At 38.2% G+C, this 13,813-nt stretch carries 13 protein-coding genes and 1 pseudogene; 10 read left to right on the top strand and 4 right to left on the bottom strand.

Annotated elements, in window-relative coordinates:
* Window positions 1–31 precede the first annotated feature (31 nt).
* Window positions 32–2,359, top strand: coding sequence for a helicase-related protein (locus CIN_RS01830; RefSeq protein WP_008853352.1), 2,328 nt, complete (start codon window positions 32–34; stop codon window positions 2,357–2,359).
* 22 nt (window positions 2,360–2,381) lie between these two features.
* Here CIN_RS01830 and CIN_RS11295 read toward each other — a convergent pair whose 3' ends face one another.
* The 3 genes from CIN_RS11295 to CIN_RS01815 all read right to left on the bottom strand — a co-directional run bounded on the left by CIN_RS11295 (window position 2,382) and on the right by CIN_RS01815 (window position 5,204).
* Window positions 2,382–3,179 (bottom strand): hypothetical protein, encoded by a 798-nt coding sequence (locus CIN_RS11295; RefSeq protein WP_050798306.1) that lies wholly within the window; start codon window positions 3,177–3,179, stop codon window positions 2,382–2,384.
* Window positions 3,180–3,350: 171 nt separating this feature from the next.
* On the bottom strand, window positions 3,351–4,568 hold the full coding sequence (ubiM, locus tag CIN_RS01820; protein ID WP_008853350.1) for a 5-demethoxyubiquinol-8 5-hydroxylase UbiM: 1,218 nt from the start codon (window positions 4,566–4,568) through the stop codon (window positions 3,351–3,353).
* Between the two features lie 42 nt (window positions 4,569–4,610).
* Window positions 4,611–5,204, bottom strand: a complete 594-nt coding sequence (locus CIN_RS01815) for a nitroreductase family protein (RefSeq protein WP_008853349.1) — start codon at window positions 5,202–5,204, stop codon at window positions 4,611–4,613.
* A gap of 217 nt (window positions 5,205–5,421) precedes the next feature.
* Here CIN_RS01815 and hisB point away from each other — a divergent pair, with 217 nt between their 5' ends.
* The 8 genes and pseudogenes from hisB (at window position 5,422) to nth (ending at window position 10,616) form a co-directional block, all read left to right on the top strand.
* A complete protein-coding gene (gene hisB / locus CIN_RS01810; protein WP_040363846.1) occupies window positions 5,422–6,018 on the top strand; it encodes an imidazoleglycerol-phosphate dehydratase HisB in 597 nt (198 codons plus the stop codon).
* The gene (locus CIN_RS01805; protein WP_040363684.1) at window positions 6,015–6,371 is read left to right on the top strand and encodes a hypothetical protein; all 357 of its coding nucleotides are present in this window, start codon (window positions 6,015–6,017) and stop codon (window positions 6,369–6,371) included. Before hisB ends, CIN_RS01805 begins: the two co-directional genes overlap by 4 nt.
* 5 nt (window positions 6,372–6,376) lie before the next feature.
* Window positions 6,377–7,042, top strand: a complete 666-nt coding sequence (hisH, locus tag CIN_RS01800; protein WP_008853346.1) for an imidazole glycerol phosphate synthase subunit HisH — start codon at window positions 6,377–6,379, stop codon at window positions 7,040–7,042.
* 21 nt (window positions 7,043–7,063) lie between these two features.
* Window positions 7,064–8,408 (top strand): annotated as a pseudogene (hisA, locus tag CIN_RS12200) (1-(5-phosphoribosyl)-5-[(5-phosphoribosylamino)methylideneamino]imidazole-4-carboxamide isomerase).
* Window positions 8,402–9,163 (top strand): imidazole glycerol phosphate synthase subunit HisF, encoded by a 762-nt coding sequence (gene hisF / locus CIN_RS01785; RefSeq protein WP_008853343.1) that lies wholly within the window; start codon window positions 8,402–8,404, stop codon window positions 9,161–9,163. The pseudogene hisA and the gene hisF overlap by 7 nt, the downstream one beginning before the upstream one ends.
* 24 nt (window positions 9,164–9,187) lie before the next feature.
* On the top strand, window positions 9,188–9,532 hold the full coding sequence (locus tag CIN_RS01780) for a phosphoribosyl-ATP diphosphatase (RefSeq protein ID WP_008853342.1): 345 nt from the start codon (window positions 9,188–9,190) through the stop codon (window positions 9,530–9,532).
* 19 nt (window positions 9,533–9,551) lie between these two features.
* A complete protein-coding gene (locus tag CIN_RS01775) occupies window positions 9,552–9,920 on the top strand; it encodes a histidine triad nucleotide-binding protein (protein ID WP_008853341.1) in 369 nt (122 codons plus the stop codon).
* Between the two features lie 15 nt (window positions 9,921–9,935).
* On the top strand, window positions 9,936–10,616 hold the full coding sequence (gene nth, locus CIN_RS01770) for an endonuclease III (RefSeq protein ID WP_008853340.1): 681 nt from the start codon (window positions 9,936–9,938) through the stop codon (window positions 10,614–10,616).
* A gap of 1 nt (window position 10,617) precedes the next feature.
* Here nth and CIN_RS01765 read toward each other — a convergent pair whose 3' ends face one another.
* Window positions 10,618–12,735: a ComEC/Rec2 family competence protein gene (locus CIN_RS01765; protein ID WP_008853339.1), complete on the bottom strand. Its 2,118-nt coding sequence runs from the start codon at window positions 12,733–12,735 to the stop codon at window positions 10,618–10,620.
* 387 nt (window positions 12,736–13,122) lie between these two features.
* On the opposite strand from CIN_RS01765, the gene CIN_RS01755 reads away from it, so the two are divergent.
* Window positions 13,123–13,722, top strand: a complete 600-nt coding sequence (locus CIN_RS01755; protein WP_008853338.1) for a hypothetical protein — start codon at window positions 13,123–13,125, stop codon at window positions 13,720–13,722.
* Window positions 13,723–13,813 lie beyond the last annotated feature (91 nt).

The following is a 13,813-nucleotide window of genomic DNA, read 5'->3' as shown; positions in this document are numbered from 1 at the left end:
CTTTGCACTGATCTTTCATATTTGGAAATCCATGAATTTATCACCTGCTGAACTTGCCTTACAAAAAGCATTACAAGAAACTTCTATTACGCTAACTGCTCAAGAAGAGCCTCGGTTATTAAAACTAATCGCCCGTAACTTACAACCTGAACAGACCGAGATTCCACCTGCAACTTTCAACAAGCTTCTCTGTATTGTTCGCAGAAAAGATTGGGCAAAACATTTAAATAAACAAATCCAAAAAGAAAATAAGCATTGGATTCAATCTGAAGATATTGCTTGGGCTGTCTCTTTTATTCATGATCCTTCGCCGAACGAAGAATCTTTACAAAGCGCATTAGACCAAGCTCTTCACACACGCTTACGCCAAAGTGGCAAAAGTGCGAATGATGCATTTCAAACCCTTTATACGGATTTACTAGATAGCGGAAAACCCATTATCGGTAGCAAATCATTGCGTTTAATGGCGCAAGATGTTGCTTTAGCCTTTAATCTAGAACCTGATGATGCTGAACATTTCATCGAGGACATTATTTATCAAGAGCAAAAACAACAACAAAAAGATCACGAAATCCATCAAAAAGCTCGTGACCGTAAAAAAGACGAAATTAAAAAACAAAGAGAATGGGAAGATAGTCTCGTTTCTTTTAAAGAAATTCCGACTTTACTTCATTGTTCTCATAAAGAAGTCTTACGATGGATTGCTGAAAACAAAATCCCTGTTGCTCAAAAAATAAAAAAGCACGGCAAAGATATTTGGCGCTTTGATCCAAAAGAAATTAAAGCCTTACGCCCACAAATTTCGAACTGGCGCAATGGCAGCCCCGTAAAAGAAAAAAAGAATGCATTTATTAATCTGGGTGACTTAAATATTAAAAACAAAGTCCTCGCCAGTGTTGCTGCTATGGATCGTTTTGCTGGACATTTTGTTACTGCGCGCAGCTTAAAACGTCGCATTACGATTGTTACAGGCCCTACCAATAGTGGTAAATCGTATACTGCTTTAAAAACGATGGCCGAAAGCGAGAGTGGTATTGCATTAGCTCCTTTACGCTTATTAGCCCATGAGTTTAGAGAAGCCTTAAACGAGAGAGATATTGCAACCTCCCTTAAAACTGGGGAAGAGCGTCAGCTTATTCCTAATAGTAAGTTTTTAGCTGCCACAGTTGAAATGTGTCCAATGGATAATCCTGTTGATGTGGCACTGATCGATGAAGCCCAAATGCTAACGGATCCAGATCGAGGTGCTGCTTGGACAGCTGCCATTATGGGCGTCCCTGCACGACATGTTTTTGTATTAGGATCACCAGAATGTATTCCTCTTGTTAAAAACATTGCTCGACTCTGTGATGATCCTTGGGAAGAAATCTCTTTACAACGTAAAAGTGTTTTACAAACAGCATCATCTCCTATTCGATTAAATCAGCTTCATTCTGGGGATGCTTTAATTGCATTTTCTAGACGAGAAGTCTTAGATTTACGTGCAATCTTAATGCAAAAAGGACATCGCGTAGCCGTTATTTATGGTGCTTTAAGTCCAGAAGTCAGACGTGCTGAAGCAAAACGCTTTAACGATGGTGAAGCAGAGATTTTGATTGCCACAGATGCGATTGGTATGGGGTTAAACCTCTCCATTAAACGCGTGATCTTCAGCACAATTTATAAATTTGATGGCACAAGCAGACGCCTCCTTACCTCCCAAGAGGTTAAACAAATTGGCGGACGTGCAGGACGATACGGCAAACATGAAACTGGTACTGTTGGTTTATTAGCAGGTGCAGGCGATCCTGACTTTATTCGTCGCCAATTAGAAGCCGCACCTGAAAAGCAAAAAGATTTAAGGCCTTTAGTTCAACCTGACAGTGATATTGTTCAACTGATTGCTAATGAAATTAATTCAGATAGTTTATTTGGTGTTTTAACACGACTTAAACGTGCTGTATTACGCCCTGATGATCCGAATTATCGCTTGGCTCCTATGGAAGAAACCTTTGCCATTGCTTCTGCACTAGAAGGTGTTCAAGACCTAGAACTTAAAAATCGTTGGACATATTCTGTATGTCCTGTTGATGATCGAGATAACGGCATTCAACGGCTCATCCGCTGGGCTGCAGATCATGCTGCAGGAAAAACTGTTGCTGCCCCAAGCTCTGGAAAACTCCCCAACCCTAGCCAAGCCTCACGCCAAGAGTTAGAACGTGCAGAAAAACGCCACAAACGCTTGGTTGCATGGCGTTGGTTATCTCTGCGTTTTCCTGATATCTATCCCGACCTTGAAAGCGCAGAAAAAACTACTCGAGAACTCAATGATTGGATTGAGTCTGTTCTACGCCAACAACGCCGCAAAGCAGAACTATAAAACAATACCAAGAAAGGGAAATTTATTGATAAGATAGCTTCTGGCTATCCCAACGATAAATTTTACCTTTTTTATTACGAGCCCCTTTTTGTGTCCGCTTTATATCAGAAAACCCATTGGTTTGATGGGGCAAAATAGATAAAACATATTCTTTTTCACTAATATCATGATCACGTGTTCCGTCTTCATGCCATTCACCAGCAATATTTTCAAAATGATAAGTATTCACCTTCAAAACAGGACACACTTTTCCTTCTATAATAGCAAATAAAGTCATTACTTGATCAGACACGTAACCTCCAGAATACCCAGTATTTACTCCCAATCGAATACCAAAGGCTAATATTTGTGAATTTAATTGATAATGAGCAAAATCTAAACGCTGTAAATCTCCTACAACCACCTGATCTTGATCATTTTTTAAATAAAAGGCACTTTTTGCAAATGTATCCCCCTTTATATTCTCTACACGACCCATTATATCACTAGTCATCATTTTTTCTATATCAGGTTTAGCTGCTAAAGTTGGTAATCCAGAACCATCATAATCCAAAACAGCTACAATAATTTTGTTTCTAGGGTTTTCAGTATATGAACAACTATTTGCTTGGTCATTATTACTATCGGGCGTAGCTTTCGTTGAACAAGCAACAACAATATATCGATCTTTTTGTCCTGGCCATGCTTTCATCCCCACAAGACTCCACCTATCATTTATATCTTGTGGGGCTATTATCTTGATAATATCACTTGGTTTCAAAGTCGTTCCTGTTGACCAAAAACCACTTCCAAACCCATCTGGTAACGCATCTCCATTCATTTCTTGCGCAAAAACAGACTTACCATCCTCATTATGAATCTGAGCTGGAATTTGATCAAGAGAATGAACAACTTTTGCTGAGGCTGGTAAGTTTAAAGATAATCAAGCAATAAAAAATCCATATTTAAAAATATATTTCACAACAAAAACCAACTTCTTAAAATTTAATCATTATTTTGAATTAAATAATGAGGATGATAAGGACCTTTTTTTATCAATCAACTGATCAACAACTCTATTTTTTAACGGTTTAAGTAAATTGGCTGCACGCATTCCTGCTTGTCGTAGCATCCATAGCCCTTTTTCTTCACGTGTATACAAAGTTGCAATGGTGTTCGTCACCGTAAACATTGGCAACGTTTTTTGTCTTAAACGACGTTCATAACGACGCAGTTGCTTTGCTGACCCGATTTCTTCCCCTCGCTCTATTCCAGCATAAACTTCTTGAGATAACAGTTCTTGTGCCGTCATTGCAAAGTTAAAACCATGTGCTGTAATTGGATGCATACCAATCGCTGTATCACCTACCAAAGCTGTATGCCGTGTTTCAAAGCGGTTCGCAAAGACCGTTTTTAAAGGATAAACATGACGGGTAGAAACAGATTTAATTGTACCTAGACGGTTTTGCAATCTCTTACTGATATCTGCAGTAAATGCCTCTTCATCTAAGACTCTAACCTTATTCATTTCATCAAGAGGCAACGATAAAACGACTGAAGACACGTTACCATTCAAAGGAAGTAGCGCAATGGTTTGACCTTTATCAAACCATTGTAATGCAACACCGTTATGTGGTAGCTCATGTTCAAAACGAGTCACCATCATATGACGATGGAAGTCATGTAAATGATAGCCGATTCCCAAACTTTCTCTTGTTTTAGAAAAACGTCCATCTGCAAGCACGGCTAATTTCGCTGTAAATTTCTGGTCTCTAAGTTGAACAGTTACATAATCAACAAAACAATTTAACGCTTCGCAAGACTGCTCTGATAAAATCGTAATTCCTTCACGATTTTGAGCTTCCTCAAATAAAGATTTACGAATAGCAAAATTAGGAACCAAATATCCTAATGATTCTTCCCCTTTCCCTTTGGTATCAAAGGTTAAAGGATGATTTTCCTCTCCATTTTCAACGCGAGCCTCTTGTATCAAAGAAATATCATCAGGGCTAATACGATCCCAAGCTCCCATTGATTTCATCAAAGAAACAGTGTGATGCGTCAACGCGATTTCACGACCATCAAAAGATGGGTTTTGTAAAGCATGCAGAGGTGCAGGATCAATCACAGTCACCTGCAATCCCAACGCCTCTAAAGATAATGCTGCCCCTAAACCAGCAGGGCCACCGCCAATCACAACAACATCTTTTATATCTATTGGTAATGGCATTCTATACTCTCCCCAATTATTATAATTTTATTTCAAATAAGTTTATTTTTTAATATCTACTTTAAATTGAACAGGTTTTCCGTTCCAAACGGCAACATAATCATCAACAGCCACACGAGGTGGAGCTTCCTCTGCCTCACACAAGGTGCCAATAAATAAAAAACCAAGCATCCGATAAGGCTCTTGGAATCCTAACCCTTCAACAATATCTTTATTTGCAATAGGTCCTGTAATCCATTTGGCTGCAAAACCCAAAGCATGCACAGCATTTAACATATTCATCACTGCCGATGATGCTGCCATTAATTGCTCATCAACGGACACGCTGGTATTTTCAGTGATTTGACGCATTCCCAGCGCAATCACCATCGGAGCACATGAGAAATTATGTTGCACTTTCTGAAGGTAAGAGGCTGGATAATCATATTCTGGCTTTTTCATAGAAAGCTCGACAGATTGCAACCACTCTGCGCGATTTTGTTTAGGAATAACAACAAAACGCCAAGGACGTAACCGACCATGATCGGGTGCCCGCATCGCCACAGATAAAATTTGATGTAACTGCTGATCATTCGGAGCTGGTTCTTTTAAAGCACCGCTTGAAAAACGCGAAAGTAAAAAATCAATATTTGACATTTGCTAATCCACTATATGAATGTAAAATACATATATAGTATTTTTCTCATTCAAACACTCAGTATCTCGAATAAAAAACTTAAAACTGACATAAAGTTAATGAAAAACAACTTTTATTACATTATTATATTTCTATGAGATTGTCTTTTCTTTTTCTTGGCCTTATATTTCCAACTTGTATCGCAAATGATCATTACCAATGGATAAAGAATCTTTTATGACCCAACAAAGACAAACCAGCATCCACAGAAAGACCTCAGAAACAGATATTCAATTAACATTAAATATCGATGGTTCAGGGAAATCAAATATCAATACAGGAATTGGCTTCTTTGACCATATGCTAACCGCTTTGTCTAAACATAGCTTATTTGACCTTGACTTGATTGTTAAAGGTGACCTCCATATTGATGATCATCACAGCGTCGAAGATACAGGCATTGCTTTAGGACAAGCGTTTCGCCAAGTTATCGGTGATAAAAAAGGAATCTGTCGTTTTGGACAGGCCACCGTTCCATTAGATGAAGCACTAAGCGAAGTGATTATTGATATTTCTGGACGCCCTTATCTTGCGTGGGACGTTCCTTTTCCCACACAAAAAATTGGGCAAATGGATACAGAGCTTTTCGAAGAATTCTTTCGTGGCTTTGTCATGAGTGCTCATATCAACCTTCATGCGATCAGACGTGCAGGAAGAAATTCTCATCATATTGCAGAAGCAACCTTTAAAGCCACCGCCAGAGCATTACGCAGCGCGTGTGAATTTGATATGCGTGCCTTAAATAATATTCCATCGACCAAAGGTGTTTTGTGAAATTTTTTACCGTCTATACCAATCCACAACACCCTAAAAGCATAAAGCTTGTTCCAAATGGTTTTTCTTGGATGGTCTTTATTTTAGGGGCTATTGGTTTATTTATCCAAAAAAGCTGGATACATGGGTTAATCATTTTTAGCCTATGTATTTCATTAAAATTTTGGTTACATCCCCCAATTGTTATTTTAGTTTTAATTCATTTTCTGTTAGCGTGCTTTGCTTATCACTTCCAAAGAACTGAACTAACGTTGTCTGGATGGAAAATTAAAACAATTATTGCAGGACGAAATAAACAAGCAGCTTTATTAAGACTACTTGATCAATATCCAGACCTTGCTCAAAAGATATAACGGTAATGACCCACTCTCCTTTAAAAATCGTTGTCATTGATTATAATGGAGGCAACCTTGCCTCTGCACAACGTGCCACTTTATACGCAGCTCAACAAATCAACTTGCCCGTTGATGTAGAAATCACTAGCCATCCAGAAACAATCCTGAATGCAGACCGTATTATTCTACCTGGTCAAGGCGCGTTTACAGATTGCATGAATGGATTAACACATATTCCTCATCTACTAGATGCATTAGAACAAAGCACTAATAAAGGCACTCCTTTTTTGGGAATTTGTGTAGGTATGCAATTAATGGCACAAAGAGGCCTAGAACATCATATTACCGAAGGGTTAGGATGGGTAAATGGTGAAATTGCTCAGATGACACCTCAAAATCTTCCTTTACCGCAAATGGGATGGAATGAGTTACAATTCACCTCAGGTCAACATCCTATTCTTGAAGGAATTAATCCTGGAGATCATGCTTATTTTGTGCATTCCTATGCTTTAACCAAAGCCGATCCACAAGATATCATTGCCACAACCGATTATGACGGTGCAGTCCCTGCAATTATTGCCAAAGGCAACAAAGTTGGAACACAGTTTCACGTTGAAAAAAGCCAAGAAGTTGGATTAAGAATTCTGGCTAATTTTTTAACATGGAATGTAAATACATCCCTTTCCTAATCATCAGCATTAAGTTTTAGAATGGATCACCTTACATCTAGCCTTTTACCGAAAATACAAGTCGAACAAATCACATTTTGGGAAAATGAGGACGATCTCAATACCCTATGTGAAACGTTAGAGGCTGCAATTATTGCTGGCTATCATTGTAAGTGGACAAAACCACCGCCACGACATTTAATCGAAACCTACTTCAAAGGCGTGATATTAGTTCCTGACAAACTTTTATTTATTGCACGTTTAGACGGAAATATTGTTGGTATTTGTGAAATCACAACCCCGCCAAAACAAAAAGATTCTGCTCTGATTGCTGTAACCGTCGATATTTTTGCCATTGCACCTTATGCATTGAAAATCGGCATTGAAAATCGCCTCATATCAAAAATGGAACATACTGTTTCTCAACTGGGTTTCCCAATTATCAATGTCACATTTGATGAGACTCAAAAGAGGTCTCTTCAATTTTTTCTACAAAATGAATATGTGCATTGGGCAACACACCCTTATTACCAAAAAATAGATGGGCAAATCCTCAAAGGTTTGATGCTCTATAAATCCTTTTTAAATACCTCCTCTTCCTCATCATAATCAGGAAAACGCTTTTATGACCACTCTTCCTTCTCCTCGTCCATTAACCTTATACCCTGCAATTGATTTAAAAGGCGGACAATGCGTTCGTTTACGCCAAGGGGAAATGGATCAAGCAACGATTTACTCTGACGATCCAGGCAGCCAAGCAAAAGAATGGCATAAACAAGGATGCAAATGGTTACATGTTGTTGATTTAGATGGGGCTTTTGCAAAAAAACCCGTTAATATTGAAGCCGTTCAAGCCATTCTTGCCAACTCAAAGGTTCCTGTAGAGCTTGGTGGAGGCATCAGAGACTTACAATCTGTTGAGTTTTGGTTATCTCAAGGGGTTACTCGTGTTATTTTAGGCAGCGTTGCTGTCAAAAACCCTCAACTTGTCTACGATGCTTGTAAAGCGTTTCCCAATCAAATCGTCATTGGAATTGATGCAAAATCTGGCTTTGTTTCTACAGAAGGTTGGGCAGAAACTTCAGAAATGAAAGCCCTTGATTTGGCATTACGCCTTCAAGATAGCGGTGCTGGAGCCATCATTTTCACTGAGATTCAAAGAGATGGTATGTTATCTGGATTAGATTTAGAACAAACCGTAGAACTCGCCCATCACTTATCTATTCCTGTTATCGCTAGTGGTGGTGTAGGAAATCTAGATCACCTCCGTGCATTACGTGAAGTTGCCAATAAAGAACCAGGTATCGAAGGCGTTATTGTTGGCCGTGCTCTATATGACGGTCGCATCAATATTCAAGAAGCACTAAAGGTCTTGGAAACATGTTAAAAACCCGCGTTATCCCTTGTCTTGATGTTAAAGACGGCCGTGTTGTTAAAGGGGTTAATTTCGTTTCTTTGCGTGATGCTGGTGACCCTGTTGAGCAAGCTTTGGTTTATGATAAGGCCGGCGCAGATGAACTTACCTTTTTAGATATTACTGCCAGTCATGAAAATAGAAATACGATCCTAGACGTGGTAAATCGCACTGCTGAAAAAATCTTCTTACCATTAACCGTTGGTGGTGGTGTGCGTCGCGTGGAAGATATGCGTGCTTTATTATTAGCAGGTGCAGATAAATGTGCCATTAACTCTGCTGCAATCAAAACACCAGAGCTCATTAACGAGGCTGCAAACAAATTTGGTAGCCAATGCGTTGTTGTTGCTGTTGATGCGCGCTCTAATGGTAAAGGTTCTTGGGAAATTTTTACACATGGTGGTCGTAACCCAACAGGCATCAATGCGATTGAATGGTGCCTGCAAATGGCAGAACGTGGTGCTGGTGAATTATTATTAACCAGCATGGATCGTGACGGCACTGGAAAAGGTTTTGATTTAGAACTTTTAAAAACCGTTTGTAATACCGTTAAGATCCCTGTCATTGCCAGTGGTGGTGTCGGTGAGTTACATCATTTTACTGAAGGTGCACAAACAGGGGCCACCGGGCTACTTGCTGCAAGCGTTTTTCACTTTGGACAATTTACAATTTCTCAAGTCAAACAAGAACTTGCCAGCAATAATGTTCCTGTTCGTTTATCAAAATAAGCATTAAAGAAAAAGAATACATTCATGAGCACAGAGATCAACGCAGATATTATTAATCATCTATATGACACGATCCTTTCTAGAAAGGATGCTGATCCAAATGTCAGTTATTCTGCCAAATTACTTGCGAAAGGCCCCCAAAAAACCGCTGAGAAATTTGGAGAAGAAGCCGTTGAATGTTTAATTGAATGTGCAACTGGCAATAAAAAAGAATTGATCACTGAAAGTGCTGATGTATTATATCATTTATTAGTCATGTGGGTCAGTGCAGGCGTTTCCCCTGATGATGTTTGGCAAGAGTTACATCGCAGAGAAGGAACCAGCGGTATTGCAGAAAAAGCTGCTCGTCCTAGTGATCCTTTAAAATAAATAATACAAGGAGAAAACCGTGTCTATTAACATCTCAAAATACGATCCTCAAAATATTTTTGCAAAAATCTTAAGAAAAGAAATCCCTTGTAAAGCCATTTATGAAAATGACTTCGTACTTGCGTTTCATGATATTGCTCCACAAGCCCCAGTCCATGCTTTGGTCATTCCAAAAAATCCATATACTTGCTACTCTGACTTTGCACAACGTGCAGCGCCAGAAGAGTTGGTTGCATTTACCAAAGCTATTGCTCATGTCGCAAAAGAATTAGGACTAGAAGATAACGGTTATCGCCTTGTCAGCAATACAGGCAGAGATTCTGGTCAAGAAATTCCTCACTTCCATTTCCATATTATGGGTGGTCGTCAAATGGGCTTTATGGGATAAGTTAATCTCTTTATTATGGCAGAGAAAAACACAACATCAGGTAAAAAAGTAACTGCTATGTCTTTAGCAGAGGTTCGGGATTTCATCGAAATTCTAGCTAAAGAAAACCCTGATGCCAAAAGTGAATTAAATTATACATCGCCTTATACATTACTAGTCGCTGTTGTATTATCTGCCCAAGCCACTGATGCGTCTGTTAATAAAGCAACCGAGAAACTTTTTAAAATTGCCTCTACCCCCGCTGACATTGTTGCTTTAGGTGAGGATGGCGTTGCACAATATATTAACTCTATCGGATTATGGCGTGCTAAATCTCGTAACGTCGTTGCTTTATCTCAGCAATTGATTGAGCATTACAACAGCGAAGTTCCTGGCGAAAGAAAAGCACTGGAAGCACTTCCTGGTGTAGGAAGAAAAACAGCAAATGTTATCTTAAATATTGCCTTTAACCAAAATACAATGGCTGTTGATACGCATATTTTTAGATTAGGAAACCGGACAGGCCTTGCCATTGGCAAAGATGTTTTAGCCGTTGAAAAAGCACTTGTTAGACGTATTCCAAAAGAACTTTTGCGAGATTCTCATCATTGGTTGATTTTACATGGACGTTATATTTGCAAAGCGCGAAAACCTGAATGTTGGCGTTGCCCTGCAACTGAGGTTTGCCATTATCCAGATAAAAATTTAGTGGTGTAGCCTATTCCTCTTGCGCCATCGGCATCTTAGGTATGCCTCTCTGAATAGGTTCTATCACCCACGGACGCTGTCCCCTATCCTCTAAATCTGTGCTAATGGTTAAAGGGGGCAACCAGATACTGTGCGCTCCATTAATCCAATTAGATTTCTTATTAATCACAGGAATATTCCTGCATATTGCCCCATTCCATAAAAAAGAAAATTCTAAAATACTTTGTCGGCATATATCAAATTGTTGCTGTTTTTTTTCTGAACTAAACAACACAAGAATCTTCTGTTTTGTAAAGAAACAATATTCTTGATTACACGTAAAATTTTCACCATAGTCATTAGCAGAAACAAATTTAACTTGTGAGGTCTTTAACACTTTCTGCCACTCTTCAGTGGTTGGCTTATCACATCCTCCTTGGCATACTAACAATAACTGGTGCTGATCTTTAATACCAATCATTCGACCATTCGATGCTGTGACAACATTAGGAACAACTACACAAAATAAAGAGCAAAGCCCTATAACCATTATCACCACACCTACCCAACGAATTGATGTGATACATAAACATAAAATACATAATCCAAAAAAATACAGTGCATATCCCCAAGCTGGGAAAATAGGAACAGCAATACTGGCATAAGGCAAATACGAAACCCACTCTGCCAAAGCAATGACAATATGAATGCCTATCGTCATTAATTTTAAAAAGATATAATCTCCTCCAAAAGGCATTGCACATAAAGTCAATAACCCCAACGGCATAATCCATAATGCCATCAAAGGAACGGCGATTAAATTTGCAAATATAAAATATAAATTAAGCTCATGAAAATAGAACATTACTACAGGTACCACAGCCGTTCCTGCTAAAATACTTACCCATGATGCTTCTAAAATATAGATCCTAAAAAAACGATATAAGTAAGAATCTCGCCCTTGGTATTTCTCTAACCATTTATAAATCAACTGATAGCCAGAAACCAACGCCAGCACCGCAGCCATCGACATTTGAAACGACACATCCATTACAGATGCAGGCGATAACAACAAGAGAAACAATGCTGCCAACATTAAATTATATTTAGAAAAAACAGGGCGATTATAAAGCAGAGCCAACATGACAATACTTGCCATCAATAAACTACGCATGGCCGGCAAATGAAGCCCAGTTAATACCAAATAAAAGCAACCCACACTCCAACCTGTGACAATAGCAATGGTTTTAACTGGCCAATATAAAGCTAATACCTGACTTCGTAACAATAACCAACGCATACTGATGGTCACAATGGCCATCACAATCCCCAGATGCAAACCTGCAATAGCCAATAAATGCGCCAAGCCAGAAGCTGCGAAGGCATGACGTATATTCGGAGAGAGTTCTCCCCCAATACCTGTTAATAAAACTTGTGCAATCACACCCGAAGAGTCTGGAGCTACCGTTCGAATATGAGCTGCAATTTTTTCACGTAGAGTTTGTATCGAATATACTGGCTGTTCATCCAGAATAATTACAGGTTCCAGAGCATAGCCATAAGCCCCTATATTTTTAAACCAAGACCGAAATTGTAAATCATACCCACCAACAAATTGCGGAGAAGATGGACGATGCAACATAACTCTGGCTTGAATAACATATCCATTTTCTAATTTTTGCTGATCTTTTTTAGATAATGTAAAAAGAACAAAGCGCTTCCATTCTTGCTGATCTGATTCGGGTGGCGTTATAAAACCCACTTTTTGTAAGGTCAAACGTCTTTTACCCGTGCTCAAATACTCAACAGATTTAATTTTTCCTTGGATAATCGCCGCATGGAAGGGAACAGCGTAAAAAGGCTCCTGACGATGCGTTTGCCACCAAGATAAACAAAAACCAGAGGAAATGAGTAAAATACAACAACAAATTTGATGGCAACCAAGATAAGCTGTGTAATATCGTCGAATGATGACACATCCAACACTTCCGAAAAGAAAAGCAGCAATTCCCCAATAAGGAGAAGGCTCAACAAGCAGTAAAAAATAGATCAAACATCCCAGAGCAAAAGCAATTGGAATCCACAACACTAATGTTTCTGTTTCTTTAACAATATTTTTTACAACAGTTTGAAAAATCTTATCAATCACCTATCATGTTTACTAAAGGATTTTATATTAAACGACATGCATTTATAATATGAATTTAATAATGAATTATTTATAAACTAAATTTATAAAATACAAAATGTATAATGAACAAGAAGAGATATTACGAGAACAAATCTACGATGTCATTCGCTACGAATGTGAGATTGATAAAAAAGATTCTTTACCCGATATCCTACTAAATTATGGCCAATATGCAATACGTGGTGAATATGCTGATAATTTAACCTATCAATATATTCCTCAGACGCTCAGTATAGCACAATCTTCTGTTTTCGCGACTCAAGAGGGCCAATCACCTTTATTATTAATTTATTCAAATGAACAAAAGATACCAGACCACCTCTTACCGCCAAACAATATACAGATATGATTCTTATACTTTATAAAGAATATCAAGAGACACAATTACAAGAGCAAAAGCGAATAGATACGATAATCCAAGCGATTCCAAAAGAAACAGCAGATCAGTTACAAAAAAAGCTTTTTCTTTTATTCATGCAAACCCTCTCCATAAAAGAGGAAGCATTCTCTCCTGACATTATCATTAATGAAGGGATCTACAAATTGTCAGGGAAAAAAGCAGAGCGTTTTATTCATCAAAGCGCCCTTTGTTTTAACCTTCCTACGAACAAAGTTTATAATTATTTCTATGCCAAACAATATTTTCATTTACCAATGTCTAAAATTGCTTTGATCATAATTATTCTATCCTCTCCTGCTTGGCTTCTTTGCGGAATTTTCTATTTTCTTATTTTTGCAATTTTAATGATATTTTATTGTATAGGCTTAGGGATAAGTTTTATTCTAACTTACGTTGATTATATTATACATGGAAAGCAAACCGAAGATTCAGAAGATCTAGACTACTCTAAAAATAAAAAGCAATCCAAAACAATCACAGTCAACGAGTATGCACATGAAATGCTTTGTTTATGGGCTGAGAACCAGCAAGATCAAAACCATTAAATGACATTTACAGCCTATCTCCTATAAATTTGAAAATAAAACAAATTTTAAACTGGACTTATCTCCCTTATTTTTAATAAATAGGATAGAG

Origin of the sequence: Commensalibacter intestini A911, assembly GCF_000231445.1 — a bacterium.
GTDB lineage: Bacteria > Pseudomonadota > Alphaproteobacteria > Acetobacterales > Acetobacteraceae > Commensalibacter > Commensalibacter intestini.
Note: the sequence above shows the minus strand (reverse complement) of the source record. Positions and strands in the feature narration are given on the sequence as shown.